The following is a 21889-nucleotide window of genomic DNA, read 5'->3' as shown; positions in this document are numbered from 1 at the left end:
TGATCACATCGTCGAGCCGGCGTCCACTGCATTGCCGGCCTCACGCTCGCCGCCCTCGTGTCGACGTACGGTGGGCCCGAAATCCTCTATCGGCACGGCCGCGACCGCGGAGAAGGCCGCGTGTACGCACCGCCGGCACATCGGGATGCCGTGGGCGTCACGCGCTTCTCCGTCCCGCCCAGGGGGATCCACATCAGGCGGTCGATGTGTCGGACCCCACGTAAGATCGACATATGGGACACCCCGGCTCATCGAGGCACCGGTGCTGGTGATCCGCGATCTCGGTGAGATCGTCGTCGAGCGAGGCACCGACCGTTGTGACCCCGGCGGCGCGAAGCCTCGCACGATCCTCGCGCTGTTGTGTGCGCACGCCGGGCATCCGGTGCCGGCCGCCGCGCTCATCACCGAGGTGTGGGGACCGGATGCGCCGGAGCGGACCCAACGCGCCCTGGAATCGCAGATCTGGCGACTACGCAAGGTGCTGTCGCCGCAGGGTGAGGCATCGGTCATCACCACCGACCGGGCCGGATACCGCCTCGACCTCACCGCGGTGACGGTCGACTCGACCGAATTCGAATCCGCTGCTTCTGCGGTGCTCGACCGGTCCCGGACACACACCGTCGACGACCTCGAGGACGTGCTGAGCCGGTGGCGTGGCGAACCGTTCACCACCGCGTCGTCCACCCCGACCCTCGATCAGGCACGACGCCGATTGCATGCCGTCCGCGCCGCGCTGCTGACCCGTCGCGCCGACCTCCTCCTCGCTCGTGGTGACGTCGACCGTGCCCTCGACGAGGCGCAGGCACTGATCGCCCGCGATCCGCTCGACGAACATGCATGGTCGGTCAAGATCTCGGCGCTGGCGGCTGGTGGCCAGCGGGCCGAGGCGCTCACCGCCTATCGTGACATCCGGGAACTTCTCGCCACCAAACTCGGTGTTGACCCGGGTGCTGAAGTCCTTGCCGCACAACGAGTTGTTCTCCACGAGCACAGCCGTGCGGTACGTCGCGTCCGGCTGCCGTCGCAGCACACGTCGTTCGTGGGCCGCGACAGCGAACTCGACGAGGTCATCCGGCTCCTCACTGCGGTGCGCGCCGTCGCCATCGTCGGCATCCCCGGCGTCGGCAAGACCCGCCTGGCCATCGAGGCCGCACGGCGCGCAGCGGATTTCGTCGACGACGTAGTGTGGTACATCGTGCGCCGCGACGGCACCGACCTCGCCACGACGATCCTGGAGACAATGCGGATTCAGCCGTCGGCCGATACGACCACCGCCATCGACCAGGTGTGCAGTCATCTGTCGACCATGTCGGCACTCCTCGTTCTCGACGGCCGACACGTCGTATCGGCCGTCGAGAACGAGGAGTGCCGATACGACGTGTCGGATCAACCAAATCCCGAGGACCACAACGCTATCGACACCATCCTGGAGAGGTGTGCTGCGGTGACGGTACTGGCCGTCGGCGCGCCGAGTGGGGTCGACGGCGAACAGGTGATGAGTCTGCATCCCCTGTCGATCGAGGGGCCGGCCGACGCGCTGCCACCTGCGCAACGGCTGCTCGTCGATCGAATCCGCAGCGCGACCGGACAATTCGACGTCAGTCCGGACGACCGCGCCGACCTCGACCGCATCTGTCGCGCCATGGGTGGCCTGCCGCTGGGAGTGGAGCTGGCCGCCGCTCGCTGCGCCACCTACGCACTCGCGGAGGTGGCCGATCAGCTCGGCACCGAGGTGCCCGAACCCGTGACACGGGCATTCGAGCTGGCCGTCGCGGCGATGGATGACGAACTGTTCGATCGTTTCCTGCGACTCACCGCGCTGCGCAATCCGTTCACCCCGGCCATCGCCCGCGCGGTCTGCGGTCCGTCGATCGCCGACGACCTCGAGGAGTTCACCCGTCGTTCGCTGTTGTGGCCGATTCGGGGAAACCGGTACCGCCCTAAGCGTTTCACCATCTTGAGGACCGTTGCCGATCACGCGCACGCCGGCCACCCGGGTCGCGCCGAGGCCGGACTGGCCGCGCGCGACGCCGCGATCATCGAGTTGCTGACCGCGACTCCGATGGCCGTGACGGCGCACTCGGCACGCGACCTCGCCCGCGTCGACGACGACCACAGCACCGTCATGGCGTTCCTGGAATCGATCGTGACCGACCCCGCCCTGCTCGATTCGCACATCGACCTCCTCGAACGGCTCGGCGCGTACTGGTATTTCCGGCAACGGCTGGCCGACGGAATCCGGGTCCTGCGGATGGCGTCGGCCGCCGTCGCCGGCGGGGCATGCGGTCCGCGCACTGCGGCCATGGTCGAACTGGCCCTGGGCTCGGCACTCGCCTTCAGTCAACTCACCGACGACGCGCACCGGCACCTGACGTCGCACCCCCGAGGAACTCGAGGCGCTCATCGTTCCCGGCGACCGGGACCCGAACACGCATGCCGTCCGCCTCGCCCTGGCGTCGCTGGCGGCGTGGACCGGTGACAACCACGCTGTCGCAACCGATTTTGCCGAGCAGGCGGCCGCGACCATCGCGGGCCGCGACGACGACATCGCGGCAACGGTCTTCGCTGCACAGGCATTGTGTGCGGTGATCGCCGGGCAGTTCGCGTCGGCACTCGACCACGCGCACACCGCGCTCGCGCTCGGCACCGAACGCGGCGACCCGCTCGCCACCCATCTCGCCGCCGTGATGCTGGGCATCGCGGCGCCCTTCGAGGGCGACTCCAGGATGGGTCTGCGCTGGAACGATCAGGCGTTCCGCGCCTATCTGGACTGCGGCGGCATCCAGATCTGCGACACGGTCGAGCAGCGTGGAAACCATCTGTCTGCGGCCGGCGAGATCGGGCGGGCGGGCCGGGCATTCGCGGTGTGCAGTTCGGCCGAACCCTGGCCGCAGCGGCCGTCGGCGCCGCCGATCTCGGCGAGGCGTACACGACGGCCCGCGAGATCGGCGGCAGGTACAACCCGCAACGGTGGTACAAGCGGTGGTCGGCCCGCGCCGAGTCGGTGCGTGACGCCGCGGAACAGGCACATGTCGCAGGACACCTGGTGACCGCCCACCAGTGCTACCTGCGGGCCTCGGAGCACTACCGGCAGGCCTACTTCTACCTCCGCACCGACCTGGACGACGAGCGGCTCCGCGACTCCTACCAGGCTCACTGCCAGACCTTCGCGCGGGCGATGGACCTGTTGGGCCACACGGCCAGTCCGATCGTCGCCACCGAGGTGGCCATCCCCTTCACCACATCCGACCGGCGCATCGACATCCACGGCTGGCTGTTCCGGCCGGCCGCCGACGATCGTCCGCGGCCCACCGTCGTCATGCCGTGTGGATACGATTCGACCGCCGAATCGGGGTGGGGCTTCGCGCAGGGCGCATTGGCCCGCGGTTACAACGTCCTGTCCGTCGAGGGCCCCGGACAGGGCTCGACCCTCATCGTCGACCACGTGTACTTCCGCTCCGACTACGAGACCGTGCTGTCGCAGATCCTCGATTGGCTCGTCACCGTGCCGGGCGTCGACAACCGGCGACTCGTCGCCGTGGGACGATCGTTCGCCGGCTACCTGGTTCCGCGGGGCGTCGCCGGGGAATCCCGCATCGCCGCAATGATCTGCGATCCCGCCCAGCCCGACATGGGCGCCAAGATCCCCGCCGGCTGGAAGGGACGTATCGCGGCCCCGCTGATGACCGCGCTGAGCCGGGTCAGCCGCGAACGCGCCGACTTCTTCGGCTCTCGCATGGCCTGCCACGGGGTGCGCACCATCGCCGAGTACTTCCGCGAGCTCACATCGTTCACCATGATCGATCGGGCAAGCGAAATTCGCTGTCCCACGATGATCGTCGAGTCCTCCGGTGACCCGGTCGGCGGGCAGGGTGAGGCACTGTTCGCCGCTCTCACCGTCGAGAACAAGCGACTCTTCGCCCCCGACCCGAGCACGGGCATCTCCGGGCACTGCGGTGGCCTGGGCCAGCGGGTCTGGGATGACGTCGTCTACGACTGGCTCGACGGAGTCCTCGCCGACCGCATCGGAATCCCGGCATCGGGGCTCTTCACCGATCCGATCGGTGGCCGTCGGTGAGCACCGCAACAGGTGCGGTGCAACGCACCGCACAGCTCGCCGGCAACCGCTGGCTGACGCTGTTCGCGATGACCGGCGCACTGTCGATGATCATGCTCGACCAGACAGTCGTCACGGTGGCGTTGCCGTCGATGACCCGCGATCTCGGGCTGTCGCCGTCGGGCCAGCAATGGGTGGTCAACGCCTATGTTCTCGCGATGGCCGCCTGCGTCGCGCTCGGCGGCAAACTCGGCGACCGACTGGGGCGGGTGACGTGCTTCTGCCTGGGCGTCATCACGTTCTTTGTCGCCTCCGTGTTCTGCGGGATCGCACCGGCCGGTGGCGGTGAGATCTGGATTCTGGCCGCACGCGCTGCGCAGGGAGTCGGCGCTGCACTGATGATGCCGGTGTCGGCGAGGATCGTGATGGATGCCTTTGCGATCAGCGGACGCGGTCGGGCCATGGCCGTCTATGCCGGTGTCTCGCAGATCTTTCTGGCGATAGGCCCCCTGATCGGCGGGGCGCTCACCGAGTGGATCAGCTGGCGTGCGGTGTTCTGGCTGAACGTTCCGGTCGGTGTCCTCGCGCTCGTTCTCGTCGCGGTCGCCCGGCCGGCCAACGGACGCGACCGCGATGCACACGTCAGTCTCGGTGCCGCCGTCACGCTCGTCTCGGGGCTGCTGCTCACCGTGTTGGCCATCCAGCAGGGCAGTACCTGGCATTGGAGTTCACCGGCCACACTGGTACCGCTGATCAGCGGACTGACCATCATCGGGGCATTCGTTGTCTCTCAATGGCGCTCGGCCACACCACTGGTCGCGGTCCGGTTGTTCGCGCGCCGCGCATTCGTGGCGAATCTCATCACCCTCGGTCTCGTCCAGTTCTCGTTGCTCGCCGCGATCTTGTTCTCCACGTTGTGTCTGCAGGATCTGCTGCACATGAGCCCGATGAAGGCCGGCGTCGCCGCGCTGCCGTTGATCCTGCCGATCACCGTCGCCGCGCAACTCGGCGGCCGCTGGTACGACCGCCGCGGCAACCGCCCACCGGTGATCACGGGCCCTCGCGACAGCGACCATCGGCATGGCCTGCTGGGCCGCATCACTTCCGCATCTCGACTACGCGCTGCAGGTGCCGGGCATGGTCATCACCGGCTTCGGACTCGGACTGTTGTTCTCGCCGACAAACACTGACGCGCTCTCGCGCGTGAGCGCAGCCGAACGGAGTCAGGCATCGGGCATCGTGCAGACCATCCGTCAGCTGGGCGGCACCCTGGGCGTCGCGGTGATCGGGTCGATCGTGATGGGTGTCGATCACCAGGTGACGCACAGTCCGCTCCCGCAGCATGCGGCCGACGCGATCACCGTCGGCTTCTGGGTCGCCACCGCGGTCTTCGGGCTCGCGCTCGTCTGCGCCGTTGCGCTGCTGTCGAAGGATCGGATCACCGCGGCCGCCGACGGCGGTGCAGAACCCGCCGTGTGACCGACGGAGAACGCCTTCTCACCCGGACACGGACTCCGCGTGGAGATCTCCTCGAGCAGCTTTCCTCGGTGCGCGCAATCTGAAACACCAGGTCAGGCAGATCGATCGGCCGCGCGTCGGTCGCCCGAGCCCGCTGGTGTGATCATCCGGTCCGTACGACGAGGACGGCCGTCCGGCTGTGAGAACTACCGAAAAAACGTTCAGGAACTCGTCCTCGGGATTCTCGGCTCTGTGCGCTGGGGGCCATGACGGGTCGTCGGCGAGGACACGGCCGGACCCGGAGGTCGGCAGGGATGTGACGGTGCGCCCTCCGGGATGCCACTCGAACTCAGTGGGCGCACTCCGGCCGGAGGCCGGCAAGGATGTGACGGTGCCCCCGGCTGGACTCGAACCAGCAACCACCGGATTAGAAGGCCGATGCTCTATCCATTGAGCTACGGAGGCGCGCCGAGACCTGGTGTGGTGCTCGGCCTCGCGAGTATATCCGCCGACAGGTGGCGGGTTGTCACGGGATCGGTGACCGTCCCCTCAGCGGCACCGATCCCGCGCCCACCCAGCATGGACCACCGTCGGTCCGATGTGACGACGTGAACGAGATCTGTGGACAACCTCGGCGTCAGTTGTCCGGGTCGTGTCGGGCGGCCGGGATCAGCATGGCGTGCCGCCCGATGAGTGTGGCCAGCAGCGTGGTCCGGAAGGTGAACGCCCGCAACGACATCCGGTCCGATCGGCTCACCTCGACGCCGAGTAGCTCGCATGCGCGGGGATGCAAGAGGGCGCGTACTGCGCCCGACGGAACCCTGGCCGGATACCAGGTGTTCGGGTTGAGGGCACGCTCGCGCAGGCTGTCGCTGTCGGGGGAGGTGCGGAGTCGGGTGGCGCAGTAGTCGTCGAACCACTCGACGAACTCGTGGTATGTGGTGGGCATGATGCGTGCGGAGATGTCGTACTTGGCATACCAGCGGCAGCAGTCGCGGTAGAGCAGGTCGCGCTCGTCGGCGTCGAGCCGGTGATCGAAGGTCTCCACCGCGGTGAACAGGGTGTCGACGTAGGTCGCGTGCTGAAAGAAGAACAGGTCCGGGTCGAGGGCGTGGTACCGGTCGCCGAAGCCGTCGACGCCCTTCACGTGGGCGTGCGCGGTTCGGATGACCGACGTCAGGTCCCGGTTGCTGTAGGCGATGTAGATCATCTCCGACACCGCACGCTGCTTGTGGGTCCAGAGTCCGCGCGGCACATGGGCGACGAGGCCTGCGGCGTTACCCGGGTGCAGGATCTGCAGGGTGAGTGCCCGGGGGAGTGCGTAGGCGAACCGGCGGTCGCCGAGGTACCGGTAGACCAGCGGCATGTCGACGTGCCGCGTCGGCAACCGTGTGACGTCCTGACTCATCGCACCAACCCCCGATTCTGGATACATCCGTAATCAGATTAGCTGCCGGGGGTGGACAGGTCACGCGAGATGGCCGTGGGGTACGGCGTGCGATGCACCGCAGACGAGTGTGGCCCCGGCTGGTCGAGCCGGGGCCACACTCAGATGTCGTACGGGCAGAGGGTCGCTCAGCGCAGGACGGCGGTGGTGACGGCGAATCCGGCGATGTACTCGCGGATCGGCCGGTAGAACTCGTAGGTGACGTCGTACTCGCCGCAGGCGCTCAGTGCCGAGTAGGCGGCCACCCAGGTGCGCACCTCGTGGGAGGAGTGCCCGGCGGTGGCGTCCATGTCGTCGGCGGTGTAGGCGTCGAAGCCCTCCACCTTGCCCGACGAGCACACCTTCAGGAACGCCCGGTCCCAGTCGGGGTTGAGGTCGATGATGTCGGCCTCGCCCGCGGCGAACTTGCGTGCGGTCTCGATGGTGTTGGCCTGACGCTGGGCGCGGAACTCGGCCGACGGATGCCTTCCGGCGGTGAGGAACTCACGCTGGGCGTCGTTGGCGGTGGCGAACTGCGGTACCGGCGGGTCGTGGGAGAGGCCGCCGGAGCCGAGGAACAGCACGCGCTTGTCCTGACCCGCGAAGAACTCGCCGACGGCCTGACCGAACTTGCGCACCCGGGACACGGGCACGAAGGGCCGGGCGACGGAGTTGACGAAGATCGGCAGCACCGGCCGCGCGGCGGCGTTGCCGTCGTGCAGGATCTCCATCGGCTGCACCGCACCGTGGTCGACCTCCATGCGGCGCGAGATCGCCAGATCGATCTCACGGTCGATCACGAACTGTGCGAGTTCCTCGGCGAGCTGCTCGGGGACGTCGAGGTCACCGGCGAAGGAGTCGTAGTCCCCGGTTCCGTGGGCGCGGTAGCCCACACAGAACGGCGGCATCAGGTCGTAGAAGAACCCGTTGTAGTGATCGGGCCCGAAGTTGACGACCAGTTCGGGATCGAAGTCGCGCACAAAGGTGCGTGCCTGCTCGAACGATGCCTGCACCGCGTCGACGACCTCGGCCGGCGGGTCGGCGTGTTCGAGCAACGGGCTGTGCGACATACACAACAGTGCCTGGGTCATGACGAGTCTCCTTCGACTCAGCGGTTGCCGGCGTGCCGCGCGAGGTAGCTGCCGACGACCTGATTGAACTCCGCGGACCGCTCGACCTGCGACCAGTGACCGCACTGACTGAAGATGTGCGCGTCGGCGTGGGGGATCACGTTGAGCAGTTCCCAGGTCCGCGACACCGGGATCACGACATCCTGCATGCCGTGGATCAACAGAACCGGGATATCCAGGCGCGCAAGCACATCGAAGTCCAGCGGCAGATCGTAGCGGTCACGGTCACGGGCGGCGACGACGTCGGCGAGCCGATCGGAGGCGGTGTCGTTGAGTGCCGACTGGTAGCGCAGCGAGACCAGCTGGTCGGTCACCAGGCTCTTGTCGACGACGAACATCTCCAGCGTGTTGCGGATGCCCTCTTCGGTGAGCGTGGGGTTGGAGTGGCCCTTGAGTGCACCGGTCAGCTTGGCGCCGCCGGTACCCATCGAGATGACGCCGAGCAGACGCTCGGGGAAGTCGATGGCGAACTGGAAGGCCAGCCAGCCGCCGAGGGAGTTGCCGACGATCCAGGTCTTCTCGATGCCCAGGGCGTCGAGGACGCGCACCGCGTGACGCACCCATTCCTTGATGCCGTAGGCGGTGCCGTCGGCGACGACCGACTGGCCGTAGCCGATCGAGTCGATCGCGATGCAGCGGCCGTGGGCGCTCAGCTCGGGCAGGTTGAGCCACCAGTTCGCGGCCGCGGTGACACCGGTGCCGGAGCCGTGCAGGAACAGGATCGGGGTGCCCTCACCGAGCTCGTGGTAGTGGGTCAACTCGCCGTCGGCGGTCTGCAGCCACTTGTCCTCGAGACCGAAGAACGCATCGGTCGTGTACTCGGGGATGGGGGTGGTGATGGAGGTGGACATGAGAAATCTCCTTCAGTGGACGAGGGCGGGCGCGGCGGGGGCGGTCGCGGACCGGCCGGTGAACGACATCGCCCGGAGGATCGCGTCCAGGGTGGCCGGACCGTGCTGGTTCAGGCAGGCACCGGCGACGAAGCGGTCGGGACGCAGGAAGATCATCGGCGTGGGCCGGTCGTCGAACCACTTCTTGACCTGGCCGGTGTGATCACCGAGCACCAGCACGCCGTCGGTCATGTGCTGCTGGGCCCACTCCCGCTGGGTCTCCGGGACGATCGACACGAGGCGGGCGCCGAGGGCGGAGAGCTTGTCGAGCGAGGCCTGCGGCAGCACGTCGGTGGGGTCGTTGCCCCAGACGACCACCGACCACCAGTTGCCGATCGCGTCGTCGAGCAGCACGTTCTCGGCGGCGGGGGTGTTGACCCGCGGCTGCGGGAACTGCACGCCGACCGGGGAGACGGTGGTGTTGGCGGTGCGCACCGGGATGATCCGGCGGGTGATCGACGCCGCGGCACTGCCGGACACCTGCGTGGAGGGGTCGGCCAGCACGCCGCGGGTATAGCGCGGCATCGGCTTGAAACGCATATCCGCGAAGTAGCTCTTGACCTGCGGGAACAGGTTGAGCACCGACGACGCCGCGTCGCGGGCCGCCGCGGCGAGCGGATTGGTCACCTTGATGAACCGACCGAAGGTGAGCGACAGGTCGACCATCGCCTTCGAGTGTTCCTTGCGCTCGTCGGTGTAGGTGTCGAGCAGGGCGTCACCGGCCTGACCCGACAGCACCGCGGCGAGCTTCCAGCCGAGGTTGGTGGCATCGCGCATTCCGGAGTTCCAGCCCTGGCCCATCCACACCGGCATCAGGTGCGCGGCGTCGCCGGCGACGATCTGACGGCCCTTGCGGAAGCTCGAGGCCACCCGACCGTGGTGGGTGAACACGCGGCGACGGATGAACTCCAGGTTGGCGGGGTCCGGAACATGTTCGGCGAGAAGCTTGTTGACGAATACCGGATCGGTGACCTGTTCCTCGGTCTCGTCGTCGTGGAGCATGAACTCCCAGCGGCGCACCGCGTGCGGCAGGCCGATGGAGACGTAGGGGCGCTTCGGGTCGGCGCCGAGGAAGACGTTGGGGGTACCCAGCGGGTCGTTGTTGACGTCGACGACCAGCCAGCGGGTCGACGGGGACTCACCCTCGAACGACACACCCAGGCGCTTGCGGGTGGGGGACTTGCCGCCCTCGCAGCCGACCAGGTAGCGGGCGCGGAAGCGCTCCTCGGTGATCTGTCCGTCGGCGCCGGTGACCAATGCGACGGCGGTCACCGAGTCGGCGTCCTCCACCACGTCCTCGACGCGGTGACCGAACAGCACGCGGACATTCTCGTAGCGGGCGAGACCGTCGAACAGTGCGCGGTCGACCTCGGGCTGGATGAAGCCGTGCTTGCGCTCCCAGCCGAACTCGAGGGTCTGCGGGTTGTTGACCAGGATGACCTTCCCGGCACCGTTGACGAGCCGCATGATGTGCTGCGGATTCGTATGGGGGCGAACGGTTTCCACCAGACCGACGGTCTGGATGGTGCGGAAGGACTCGTCGTCGAGCCCCACGCCGCGCGGGTAGTCGATGAGCTCATCGAGCGCCTCGAGCAGGGTGACCGAATGGCCGTACATGCCGAGGATGTTCGCCAGCATCAGGCCGACCGGGCCTGCGCCGACGATGATGACGTCGCTGTCGTGGGTGGTGCTCATGGGTTCCTTACTCCTGAAACCGAACGTGCGAGTCCGTCGACCGCCCCGTGGCCGTACGAACTCGGTGGTCCCTTCCGTCGCTGTTCACATAGTGAGCTGTTGTGATCGGTAGTTGCACTTATACCACTACTATGTGAACACGAACACACCCCCTCCTGTCAAGCTCGCCGGGGTGATCCGGCGACGGCACAACCGCGCGCGAACGCCCGCGACCCGCACGGCCTTCGGAGGCGGTGCGGGTCGCGGGTGGGGTGATGTGTGGTGGTGTCGCGCCGGATCGACGCAGGTCGGGCCCGGATCGGGCCGGATGGTCAGCGAGTGTGGCTGCTCAGTTGGGCTGCGGTCGCCAGGGTTGCGTCGATGCAGGTGTCGATCAGTTCACGCGAGGCGCTGATGATCGTCAGGCAGGCCGGCGGTTCGTTCTCGGCATGGGCCAGCGGCACACCGAGCCCCCAATATCCCTGCATCACCTCGCCGTAGCTCACCACGTATCCGGTACGTCGGCCCTCGGTGACCCGTGGATCCTCACCGGGACGGGGTGGCAGGGCTGTGAGCAGCGCATATCCCGCCGCGCCGTGGTCGAGCGGATGGCGCCCGCCCTCGCGGAACGAGACGCGGACGGCCGAGTTCGACGGCTCGGCGACCATCACCGCGACCGCGTCGTCGGTCTCGGCGACGAACAGGGCGACGCTCGCGTCGAGGCGATCGGCGAGCTCCTGCATCGGGCCCGCGGCCACTTCGCGCAGGCTCGAATACACCGTGCGGGCCAAGGCTGCGAGTCCTCCGCCGGCCCGGAATCGGCCGTCGGGACCGCGGTTGATCAGGCGGAAGTCGGCGATCGTCGCCAGTAGTCGGGTGGCGATGCTGCGGTGCACTCCGAGGCGCTCGGCCACGTCCTGAATGGTCAGTCCACCAGGGGAATTCGCCACCAGCTCCAACGCGGTGAGGCCGCGTGCGAGCGTCTGGGTGCCGGCTGCCCGCGCGGGTGTCGCGGAGGTCGGTGGGGTCGGATCGCCCGACGTCGTTTCGATGGAGGCCACGGCCACAGCTTAAGGTGACATTGTGCACATTGTGCACATGGCGTGTGATCGGCTGTGTCGCGCGGTGAGCCGGGAGGCTGTTGACATATTCCGTGAGCGCTGTCACCCTTGTGCATCACGAGCGCATCGAAGCCCCGTCGGCGCCTCGACTCTCACTTCGTCCACCTCTGACTTCCGGAGTTCACGCCCGGTCGTGACGGTGACGATCCCGTTCATGCGTGACCCACCTCATGCACCCCTGCGATATCCGTTCGCTGCGACCGGACATGCGGGCAGGAGTGTGCCCTCGTCGAGGGAGTCGGGGAGCGCGTGCTGTGAAAGGCAACCCCCTCATGGATATTCGCGAAGCCATTCGCACCCAGCCGATGCGCCGGTATCAGATCCAGACCATCGTCATCTGCTTCTTGCTGTGCATGGTCGACGGATTCGAGATCCTCATCATGGCGTTCGTGGCACCCCACCTCAGTGACGACTGGAACCTGTCGTCGGTGGAGGTCGGCTATCTGCTCAGCGCCGGACTGATCGGTACGGCGGTGGGCGCCTTCGCGCTCTCGCCGCTGGCCGACCGGTACGGTCGCCGGCCGATGACCATCGCCTGTCTCGTCGTGATCACCATCGGCATGGCGCTGTCGACGATCGCCGCCGACCCCGGTCAGCTGATCGCGTTCCGCGCCTTCGCCGGCCTGGGTATCGGTGGTCTCGTCGCCAACCTCAACATCCTGGTGTCGGAGAACAGCAGTGACCGCCGGCGCGGCCTGGCGCTCGGACTCTACGGTGCCGGCCTGCCCGGCGGTGTGGCCCTCGGTGGCGCCATCTCGGGCGTGCTGATCTCGCAGTTCGGGTGGCGTTCGGCCTTCCTGTTCGGAACCATCGTCACCGCCATGCTGCTCGTCGTCGTCATCCGGGCGATGCCCGAATCGATCGAGTTCCTCGTCGACAAGCGCCCGAAGAATGCGCTGGCAAAGTACAACGCCATCGCGGAGAAGCTCGGATACGAACCGGCGCAAGAGCTTCCGGAGCCGGTTGCGGCCAAGCACGTGCGTGGTGTGAAGGGCGGTCTGTTCGCCGGCATCATGGGGCGCCGCACCATCATGCTGTGGATCGGCTACTCCTGCCTGATGGCGTCGTTCTACTTCGCCAACACCTGGACCCCCAAGCTGCTGACCGATGCCACCGGCGACTCGGGCATGGGTACCACCGCGGGTGTGCTGATCAACGTGGGCGGCGTGATCGGCGCGCTGATCTTCGCCTCGCTCACGCTGATCCTGCGCCCGCGCATCGTCAACACCCTGCTGCTGCTCGGCGGCGCGATCGTCTTCGTCGCCTACGCCAACGGATTCGAGATCGTCGCGCTGGGCATGGTGCTCGCGGTGTTCGTCGGACTGACCGCCAACGGCGGTGTCGCCGGGTTCTATGCGATCAGCCCGTCGGTCTACCCTGCGGCCGTCCGCGGCACCGGGGTGGGTCTGATGATCGGTATCGGACGACTCGTGTCGATCGTCGCCCCGATCGTCACCGGCTACCTCCTCGGTGCCGGCTGGACCCCGCAGGGCCTCTATGTCCTGTTCGGTGCGGTGCTCGTCGTCGCGGCGGTCTTCATGTTCGGACTCGACCGCAGCTACCGCGGACGCAGCGAGAACCCGGAGACCCCCGACGCCCCGGCCACAGCGGTGATCGAGACGCCGGTGTCGACGCCGTCGCCGGCCACCGAGCGGGTCACGAAAGGTGCGATCGCCGCGGGGGAGAGCACCTCGGCCTGACACGCCACCCCGGGTGTGACACCCGCTGACACCTCCGACGCAGGGGTCCGGCCATGATGGCCGGGCCCCTGCTCGTCGTATCGGTGCGCCTGCTGTTCGGGTGCTCGCCGCCGGGGTGGTCGGCGGGGTGCTCGGCGGGGGCATTCCCGACATGCGGGGCCAGGGCGGTCCTCGCCAGGAGTGGCCGGGGCACTAGGCTGGATGGTCGAACGTTCACGAGCCGTGCCCCGGAGCCGACGGGGCCGCCCGCGAACCGCCTACGAATCACGTCCGCTGCAGGTCAGGAGTGCAAACATGGCCGAATTCATCTACACCATGAAGAAGGTGCGCAAGGCGCACGGCGACAAGGTCATCCTCGACGACGTCACCATGTCCTTCTTCCCGGGCGCCAAGATCGGCGTGGTGGGCCCCAACGGCGCCGGTAAGTCCTCGATCCTGAAGATCATGGCGGGTCTGGACCAGCCGTCCAACGGTGAGGCCTTCCTCGACCCCGAGGCCACCGTCGGCATCCTGCTGCAGGAGCCGCCGCTCAACGAGGAGAAGACGGTCAAGCAGAACGTCGAGGAGGGCCTCGGCGAGATCAAGGTCAAGCTCGACCGGTTCAACGAGATCGCCGAACTGATGGCCACCGACTACTCCGACGAGCTGATGGAGGAGATGGGCAAGCTCCAGGAGGAGCTCGACCACGCCGACGCCTGGGACCTCGACAGCCAGCTCGAGCAGGCGATGGACGCGCTGCGTTGCCCGCCGGCCGACTCCCCGGTGACCCACCTGTCCGGTGGTGAGCGCCGCCGCGTCGCACTGTGCAAGCTGCTGCTCAGCAAGCCCGACCTGCTGCTCCTCGACGAGCCCACCAACCACCTCGACGCCGAGAGCGTGCTCTGGCTCGAGCAGTTCCTCGCGAGCTACCCGGGCGCCGTCCTGGCCGTCACCCACGACCGGTACTTCCTCGACCACGTCGCCGAGTGGATCTGTGAGGTCGACCGCGGCAAGCTGCACCCGTACGAGGGCAACTACTCCACCTACCTGGAGAAGAAGGCCGAGCGCCTCGAGGTGCAGGGCAAGAAGGACCAGAAGCTGCAGAAGCGCCTCAAGGAGGAGCTCGCCTGGGTCCGTTCCGGTGCCAAGGCCCGCCAGACCAAGAACAAGGCACGTCTGGCGCGGTACGAGGAGATGGCGATCGAGGCGGAGAAGGCCCGCAAGCTCGACTTCGAGGAGATCCAGATCCCGACGCCGCCGCGTCTGGGCGACATCGTGGTGGAGGTCTCGCACCTCGACAAGGGCTTCGAGGGTCGCGTCCTGATCAAGGACCTGTCGTTCACGCTGCCGCGCAACGGCATCGTCGGCGTGATCGGCCCGAACGGTGTCGGTAAGACCACACTGTTCAAGACCATCGTCGGACTCGAGCAGCCCGACTCCGGGTCGGTCAAGGTCGGCGAGACGGTCAAGCTGAGCTACGTCGACCAGAGCCGCGCCAACATCGACCCCAAGAAGACGGTGTGGGAGGTCGTCTCCGACGGACTCGACTACATCGAGGTCGGCCAGAACGAGATGCCCTCACGTGCCTACGTGTCGGCCTTCGGGTTCAAGGGCCCGGACCAGCAGAAGCGGTCGGAGGTGCTCTCCGGTGGTGAGCGCAACCGCCTCAACCTGGCGCTCACCCTCAAGGAGGGCGGCAACCTGATCCTGCTCGACGAGCCGACCAACGACCTCGACGTCGAGACCCTCGGCTCGCTGGAGAACGCGCTGGAGAAGTTCCCCGGTTGCGCCGTCGTGATCTCCCACGACCGCTGGTTCCTCGACCGCACCTGTACCCACATCCTGGCGTGGGAGGGCAATGTCGAAGAAGGACAGTGGTTCTGGTTCGAGGGCAACTTCGAGGCCTACGAGGCCAACAAGGTCGAGCGCCTGGGCGCCGATGCGGCCCGCCCGCACCGGGTGACCCACCGCAAGCTCACCCGCGACTGACCTCACGAGTCGTAACCGACGGCCCCGGCGCACAGATGTGCGCCGGGGCCGTCGGCGTCCTGCGGCAGACCCGCACTCGCCGACCCGTGTCGCCCCCGCACGCGACCGGCGCGCACGGCCCGTCGGATATGTCCGCCGATACCCGTTGAGTTCCGGCCGCGAGGCCGCGAAAAGGCTAGGCTCGCGAGTGAGGCCGCAGGTTCCGGTCGCGGCGCCACCGGTTGCCCGTGAGGGGATGATTTTTCGTTGTCTGACGTTATTTCGCTTCTGCCACAGGTCATTCCGAACTATCTTGCCGCGTCGGTCGGTGCGGTCGGCGACACCGGCCACCACGGTCGGGACACGATCGACCCGGATACGCTCGACACCGACGCGGTGGAGCGGATCCGTCGCCATCTCGAGATCGCCGGCGTTCGGGCGCCCGGGCAGTCGATCGTCGACGTCACCACCGCGTCGTCCGGCGGCACCGAGGTCGTGGTGGTCAACGACGACATGCCGCTGCTGGTCGAGGCGGTGCTGGCGACCCTGGAAGGCCACGGGCTCAGCGCGGTGCGGATCGATCACCCGATCCTGTCGGTGACCCGCGATGCGGGCGGGGTGCTCACCGATGTGTCCGGGGTCCGCAGCGGAACCCTCGAGTCGTGGATCTCGGTGTCGGCGCTGACCACCCACGGCCGGATCGACGACGCCCGGCTGCGCACCGACCTGCTCGACGTGATCGGCCGGGTCGCCGATGTCGACGAGGACGCCGCATCGATGCGGACCGCACTCGGTGCGTGCGCATCGGCCTGCGCCGCCGACCGGCCCGCCGACGTCGCCGGTCTCACCGCCGACGAGCGCGGGGAGTACGCCCGGCTGCTCGAATGGTTCGCGGGCAACCACTTCGTGCCCCTCGGCAGTGCACGGATCGATGCGTCCGGCCATGCCGATGCCCGGTTGGGCATCTACCGGCCCGGGGGTGTGGAGCCGGAGTTCCCGTTGGTCACCGAGATGCCGATGGCCCCGCGGATCACCCGGGTCCACCTCGAGACCGGAATCCAGCGCTCCGACTTCCCGATCCTGCTCCAGGTGCCCACCTTCGACACTGCCGGCACCCACACCGGTGAGTATCGCTTCCTGGGTACGTTCACCCCGTCCGGCCTGCACCAGACCGTCCAGGACGTACCGGTCCTGCGACGCAAGGTCGACGAGGTGATCGCCTACGCCGGCGTCGACGACGACTCGTTCGCCGGACAGTCGATGATCGAACTGCTGCAGAACTATCCGCTGGTGGAGATGTTCGAGTCCAGTGCCGCGCAGCTGCACCGCCGACTCGAGGAGATGCTCGACGCGGTGGCCACCCGGTCGCTGCGTGTCTTCCTGCGGATCAACCCCGACGGTGAGGCGGCCACCGCACTCATCTATCTGCCGCGCGACCGCTACAACACCGTCGTGCGGCTCGCCCTGCAGAACGCCGTGACCGACGCCCTGCACGGATCGGCGCTGGAGTACTCCGCGCGGGTCAGCGAGATGCCCCTGGCGCAGTTGCAGGTCATGGTGCGCATCGACCCGGAACTGGCGCGGTCGCGGGGCCCGGGCGACATCGGCACACCACTGCACCGGCAACTGCAGGCGAGTCTGTCCGAGGCGATCCGCAGCTGGGACGAGCGTGTCCGTGAGCTGATCGGCACCGCCGGTGACGGGATGGTCACCATGCCGCGCGGCGGGGCCGACGCGATGCTGCGGCTGATCGGATCGCTGCCGACGGACTACAAGGACCAGCGTGACCCGGCCGCCGCCGTCGGCGATCTGGCCCAGGTCGCCGGGCTCCGGCCGGGGGATCTGGCGGTGGCCCTGCGACAGCCGGGCGACGGCCGCGCCGAGGATGCGGGTGCCTGGGACTTCGCGCTCTACCTCTGCGGCGAGACCGCCACCCTGACCGACGTGTTGCCGGTGCTGCACAGCCTCGGCCTCGACGTCATCGACGAGCATCCCTACACGCTCGTGCGTCCGGACGGACAGTCCTGCCACGTCTACGAGTTCGCCGTCACCCTGGCCGCGGGGATGTCGGTGTACGCCCCCGACGGGCACGATGATCTACCGCAACGCTTCACCCAGGCGTTCAGTCAGGTGTGGCGCGGACGGGCGGAGGTGGACCGCTACAACGAACTGGTCATGCGGTGCGGGCTGGACTGGCGGTCGGCGGCGATGCTGCGTGCCTACGGCGGCTACCTACGGCAATGCGGATTCCCGTACAGCACAGACCATGTGGCCTCCACTCTGGGACGCCATGTGGACGTGACCCGCGGACTCGTCGCCCTGTTCGACGCATCGTTCAGCCCGGTCCTGGCCGACGTCGCGCGGCGCGAATGGGTACTGGCCCGGCTGCGGACCGACGTCGGCGCGGTGATCAGCCTGGACGCCGATCGCATCGTGTCGGCGTTCACCGCCCTGGTCATCGCCACCGACCGCACCAACTTCTTCGTCACCGACAGCGGTGACGCGGGACCGGCGATCTGCGGTGACGACGGAGACGGGCATCGCCCGGTGATGTCGTTCAAGCTGCGGCCGCGCGACATCCCGCAGGCGCCGGAACCCCGTCCGCTGCACGAGATCTACGTGTACTCGCCGCGTGTGCAGGGGGTGCACCTCCGATTCGGTGACGTGGCCCGCGGTGGCCTGCGATGGTCGGACCGCCGGGAGGACTTCCGCACCGAGATCCTCGGTCTGGTCAAGGCACAGGCGGTCAAGAACGCGGTGATCGTGCCGGTCGGGGCGAAAGGCGGATTCGTGCTGACCCACCCGCCGGCCCCCACCGGGGACACCACCACCGACCGGGAGGCGTTGCGGGCCGAGGGAATCGAGTGCTATCGGATGTTCATCTCCGGACTGCTCGACGTCACCGACAACATCGACCGGGCCACCGGCATGATCGTCCCGGCACGGTCGGTGATCCGCCGCGACGCCGACGACCCGTATCTCGTCGTCGCAGCCGACAAGGGCACGGCGTCGTTCTCCGACATCGCCAACGATGTCGCCGCGCACTACGGCTTCTGGCTGGGTGATGCGTTCGCGTCGGGTGGATCGGCGGGTTACGACCACAAGGAGATGGGCATCACCGCCCGCGGCGCATGGGAATCGGTCAAGCGGCATTTCCGCGAGATCGGTGTGGACACCCAGACCCAGGACTTCACCGTCGTCGGGATCGGCGACATGAGCGGTGACGTCTTCGGCAACGGCATGCTGCTCAGCCGCCACATCCGGCTCGTCGCCGCCTTCGACCATCGCCACGTCTTCATCGACCCGACCCCGGATGCGGCCCTGTCCTACACCGAACGGGCACGGCTGTTCGCCCTGCCGCGGTCGTCGTGGGCCGACTACGATCCGGCGCTGATCAGTGCCGGCGGCGGGGTGTGGTCACGCGAGCTCAAGTCCATCCCGATCGGTGAACAGATCCGCGCCGCACTGGGTCTGGCCGACGACGTCACCGAACTGTCACCGCCGGAACTGATCCGGGCGGTCCTGCTGGCGCCGGTCGACCTGCTGTGGAACGGCGGCATCGGCACCTATGTGCGGGCGAGTGCCGAGTCCGATGCGGAGGTCGGCGACAAGGCCAACGACGCGATCCGGGTGACCGGTGACCAACTGCGGGTCACGGTGATCGGCGAAGGCGGCAACCTCGGGGTGACCGAGCGCGGTCGGATCGAGTTCGACCTCGCCGGCGGCCGGGTGAACACCGATGCGATGGACAACTCCGCCGGGGTCGACTGCTCCGACCACGAGGTGAACATCAAGATCCTGCTCGACGCCGCGGTGTCGGCGGGAACGCTGGCGGCGGCCGACCGGAATCCGCTGCTGGAGTCGATGACCGACGAGGTCGCCGGGCTGGTGCTGGCCGACAACATCTCACAGAACTCCGAACTCGGCTTCTGCCGTGCCTTCTCGGGGGTGCGGGTGGACGTGCACTGCCGGATGCTCGATGCGCTGGCCCGCCGCGGCGTCGACCTTCATCTGGAGGCGCTGCCGGATTCGACGCAGTTGCGCAAGCGGATCGGCTCCGAGGTGGCCCGGGGCCTGACCAGCCCGGAACTCGCCACCCTGATGGCGCACGTCAAGCTGGCGACGAAATCCGATCTGCTGGCCACCGACCTGCCCGACAACGACGCCTTCGACGACCGGCTGCACGGGTATTTCCCGGTGCCGCTGCGGGATCGGTTCACCGGTGCCATCCACGCCCACCGTCTGCGCCGCGAGATCGTGACCACGGTTCTGGTCAACGACGTCGTCGACCGTGCCGGGATCACCCACCTGTTCCGGCTCGCGGAGGCCACCGGGGCGTCCACCGACGAGGCGGTGCGTGCCTTCGTCGTCGCCGAGCGCGTGTTCGGGATGCCCGATCTGCTGGAGCGGGTGCAGTCGTCGTCGGCGTCGATCGAGGCGGTCGACGAGATGATGCTGTATGCGCGGCGCCTGGTCTTCCGGGCGTCGCGGTGGCTGCTGGCGTTCCGGCCGCAGCCGCTGGCGCTGAACGCAGAGGTCACGCGCTACGGCGAATACGTCGGCTCGCTGACGGCATTGCTGGACAGCTGGTTCGGGACGGGTTCGGCCCACGACGTCGACACCCGGGTCGCGCACTACCAGTCACTGGGTGTGCCACCGGATCTCGCGCACGACGTGGCGATCAGCCTGCACCGCTTCTGCCTGCTCGACATCATCGACACCGCCGAGATCTCCGACCGTGACCCGGTGGAGGCCGGTGAGCTGTACTTCGCGGTGATGGAGCATTTCGGTCTCGAGGAACTGCTCACCGCGGTGTCCGAACTCGAACACGGTGACCGGTGGCATGCGTTGGCGCGGTTGGCACTTCGCGACGACATGCACGGCGCGCTGCGGGCCCTGACCTTGGCGATCCTGGCGCACAGCGAGCCCGACGAGCCGGTGTCGGAGAAGATCGCCGAGTGGGAGGCGTCCAACTCCGGACGGCTCGCCCGCGTGCGCGCGATGCTCGCCGAGATCGAGGATTCGGGGAACCTCGACCTCGCCACCCTGTCGGTGGCCGCGCGGCAACTCCGTAGTGTTATTCGTTGACCGGGCTCGACCCGGCGCCGGGTGACCGGACGGACGCGACGAAGGGAACGGTGTGCTCTACGAGGACGAGGGAACGACGACCGAGCGCGGATATGTCGTCAAGGTGCCGGTCCGCTGGTCGGATATGGATGTGTTCGCCCACATCAACCACGCTCGGATGGTGACCCTCCTGGAGGAGGCCCGGATCCCGTGGCTGTTCTACGACGACCGTCCGACCGCCGATCTGCGGCACGGCTGCGTCGTCTCCGATCTGCACGTCCGGTATCAGCAGCAGGTCCGTCACGACGAGGGGCCGATCTCGGTCACGATGTTCGTCGAGAAGGTGCGAGCGGTGGACTTCACCGTCGGTTACGAGGTGCGGCCCGACGGTGCCGCCCCCGATGCCAAGCCCGCGGTGGTGGCCACGACCCAGCTCGTCGCCTTTGACGTGGATGCGCAGCGGCTGCGTCGGCTGACTCCCGCGGAACGCGGCTACCTCGAACGATTCGTTCGGCCATGACCGGTCCGGAGCGGTTCATCACGGTCGGCGGCGACGGCGATCGTGCCGATGCCCTGGCCTTTCTGGCGCGGGTGTCGGCACTCGACGACGCCGCGGTGATCCGGCTGGCGCAGCGCCCCGATGGTTTGATCGGGCTGTGGTCCAACACCGGTTTCGACGTGCTCGCCACCCGCGCCGTGTTCGGCCGGATGGCGCCGCAGGACCTGGTGTGCGACGCGGCGATGCTGCGTTCGGCCCTGTCCGCAACCGATCCCGGTGGTGTCGTCGACCCGGGCATGCCCTTCGACTCCGCCTGGCGCGGGGCGCTGCCCCTGCTGACCGGGTTCCAGCAGGTCGACGACGTGCCGGCACGTGCGGTGGTGGGTCTGGCCCGCGACGGCGCCCGGCTGGCGCGTGAGGAGGGGAGTGCCCACGGTCCGGCGACCGGCGTCCTCGACCAGGAGGTCCTCGAGGTGACCTCCGACGACGGTCGTCTGCGCGCCGGAGTGATCATGCGATCGTTGTTCGCCCTCACCGCCATGGGTTTCATCCGTGACCGTGACGGTCATGCGATCACCGCCGATGCCGACGCCGACACCATCGATGCCGACGAGCCGGTACGAATCCGGATGTCAGCAGCCTGGATTCGCATCGACGCCCGATTCGGCACGGTCTATCAGCGACGTCACCGGGACCTGAGCGTGTCGGTGCTGCCGTCATCATGAGCGTGAATTCGGTGGTTGAGCTAGGGTCGGAGCTGAAACACATCCACTCGTCGTTGGCTCGACCATCCATGGTGACAACTGAATTCGGTGGTTGAGCCGGGACCGAGCATCGCGAGGACCCGTGTCGAAACCTTGGTGGGTTGCTTCGGGTGGTGACCACCTCGAACGTGGTGGTTGCGTTCTGAGTTCGGCTGG

General features: G+C 67.9%; 14 protein-coding genes and 1 tRNA gene. 9 read left to right on the top strand and 6 right to left on the bottom strand.

Features of this window, described 5'->3' with window-relative positions; all coding sequences use genetic code 11:
- Positions 1 to 262 precede the first annotated feature (262 nt).
- The 4 genes from GD1_RS01425 (at position 263) to GD1_RS01410 (ending at position 5536) form a co-directional block, all read left to right on the top strand.
- Positions 263 to 2479: an AfsR/SARP family transcriptional regulator gene (locus GD1_RS01425; protein ID WP_059035170.1), complete on the top strand. Its 2217-nt coding sequence runs from the start codon at positions 263 to 265 to the stop codon at positions 2477 to 2479.
- Positions 2480 to 2866: 387 nt separating this feature from the next.
- A complete protein-coding gene (locus tag GD1_RS01420; RefSeq protein WP_244882445.1) occupies positions 2867 to 4078 on the top strand; it encodes an alpha/beta hydrolase family protein in 1212 nt (403 codons plus the stop codon).
- Positions 4075 to 5247 (top strand): MFS transporter, encoded by a 1173-nt coding sequence (locus GD1_RS01415; protein WP_059035167.1) that lies wholly within the window; start codon positions 4075 to 4077, stop codon positions 5245 to 5247. The genes GD1_RS01420 and GD1_RS01415 overlap by 4 nt, the downstream gene beginning before the upstream one ends.
- 13 nt (positions 5248 to 5260) lie before the next feature.
- Positions 5261 to 5536: a hypothetical protein gene (locus GD1_RS01410; protein WP_059035165.1), complete on the top strand. Its 276-nt coding sequence runs from the start codon at positions 5261 to 5263 to the stop codon at positions 5534 to 5536.
- A 371-nt stretch (positions 5537 to 5907) separates the two neighbouring features.
- Here the strand turns inward: GD1_RS01410 and GD1_RS01405 are convergent.
- From GD1_RS01405 to GD1_RS01380, 6 genes are all read right to left on the bottom strand, one after another.
- A tRNA-Arg gene (locus GD1_RS01405) sits at positions 5908 to 5980 on the bottom strand.
- A 172-nt stretch (positions 5981 to 6152) separates the two neighbouring features.
- Entirely contained in the window at positions 6153 to 6923 is a 771-nt protein-coding gene (locus tag GD1_RS01400; protein WP_083533778.1) for an oxygenase MpaB family protein, read from the bottom strand.
- Positions 6924 to 7090: 167 nt separating this feature from the next.
- Complete coding sequence (locus tag GD1_RS01395; RefSeq protein WP_059035163.1) at positions 7091 to 8032, bottom strand: 3-carboxyethylcatechol 2,3-dioxygenase; 942 nt, start codon at positions 8030 to 8032, stop codon at positions 7091 to 7093.
- A gap of 17 nt (positions 8033 to 8049) precedes the next feature.
- Positions 8050 to 8922, bottom strand: a complete 873-nt coding sequence (locus GD1_RS01390; protein ID WP_059035161.1) for an alpha/beta fold hydrolase — start codon at positions 8920 to 8922, stop codon at positions 8050 to 8052.
- A 12-nt stretch (positions 8923 to 8934) separates the two neighbouring features.
- Positions 8935 to 10656 carry a bifunctional 3-(3-hydroxy-phenyl)propionate/3-hydroxycinnamic acid hydroxylase MhpA gene (gene mhpA / locus GD1_RS01385; RefSeq protein ID WP_059035159.1) on the bottom strand — a complete coding sequence of 574 codons (1722 nt, stop codon included), beginning with the start codon at positions 10654 to 10656 and terminating at the stop codon, positions 8935 to 8937.
- Positions 10657 to 10967: 311 nt separating this feature from the next.
- The gene (locus GD1_RS01380; RefSeq protein ID WP_244882444.1) at positions 10968 to 11696 is read right to left on the bottom strand and encodes an IclR family transcriptional regulator; all 729 of its coding nucleotides are present in this window, start codon (positions 11694 to 11696) and stop codon (positions 10968 to 10970) included.
- A 332-nt stretch (positions 11697 to 12028) separates the two neighbouring features.
- On the opposite strand from GD1_RS01380, the gene GD1_RS01375 reads away from it, so the two are divergent.
- The 5 genes from GD1_RS01375 to GD1_RS01355 all read left to right on the top strand — a co-directional run bounded on the left by GD1_RS01375 (position 12029) and on the right by GD1_RS01355 (position 21694).
- Positions 12029 to 13456, top strand: a complete 1428-nt coding sequence (locus GD1_RS01375) for an MFS transporter (RefSeq protein ID WP_162128771.1) — start codon at positions 12029 to 12031, stop codon at positions 13454 to 13456.
- Positions 13457 to 13750: 294 nt separating this feature from the next.
- Complete coding sequence (gene ettA / locus GD1_RS01370) at positions 13751 to 15424, top strand: energy-dependent translational throttle protein EttA (RefSeq protein ID WP_059035154.1); 1674 nt, start codon at positions 13751 to 13753, stop codon at positions 15422 to 15424.
- Between the two features lie 246 nt (positions 15425 to 15670).
- Entirely contained in the window at positions 15671 to 20491 is a 4821-nt protein-coding gene (locus GD1_RS01365) for an NAD-glutamate dehydrogenase (RefSeq protein WP_059035153.1), read from the top strand.
- Between the two features lie 52 nt (positions 20492 to 20543).
- Positions 20544 to 20990 (top strand): acyl-CoA thioesterase, encoded by a 447-nt coding sequence (locus tag GD1_RS01360; protein WP_059035150.1) that lies wholly within the window; start codon positions 20544 to 20546, stop codon positions 20988 to 20990.
- The gene (locus tag GD1_RS01355; protein WP_059035148.1) at positions 20987 to 21694 is read left to right on the top strand and encodes a DUF8010 domain-containing protein; all 708 of its coding nucleotides are present in this window, start codon (positions 20987 to 20989) and stop codon (positions 21692 to 21694) included. Before GD1_RS01360 ends, GD1_RS01355 begins: the two co-directional genes overlap by 4 nt.
- Positions 21695 to 21889 lie beyond the last annotated feature (195 nt).

This window comes from Gordonia desulfuricans NBRC 100010, from assembly GCF_001485495.1.
In the GTDB taxonomy this organism is placed as follows: Bacteria; Actinomycetota; Actinomycetes; order Mycobacteriales; family Mycobacteriaceae; genus Gordonia; species Gordonia desulfuricans.
Note: the sequence above shows the minus strand (reverse complement) of the source record. Positions and strands in the feature narration are given on the sequence as shown.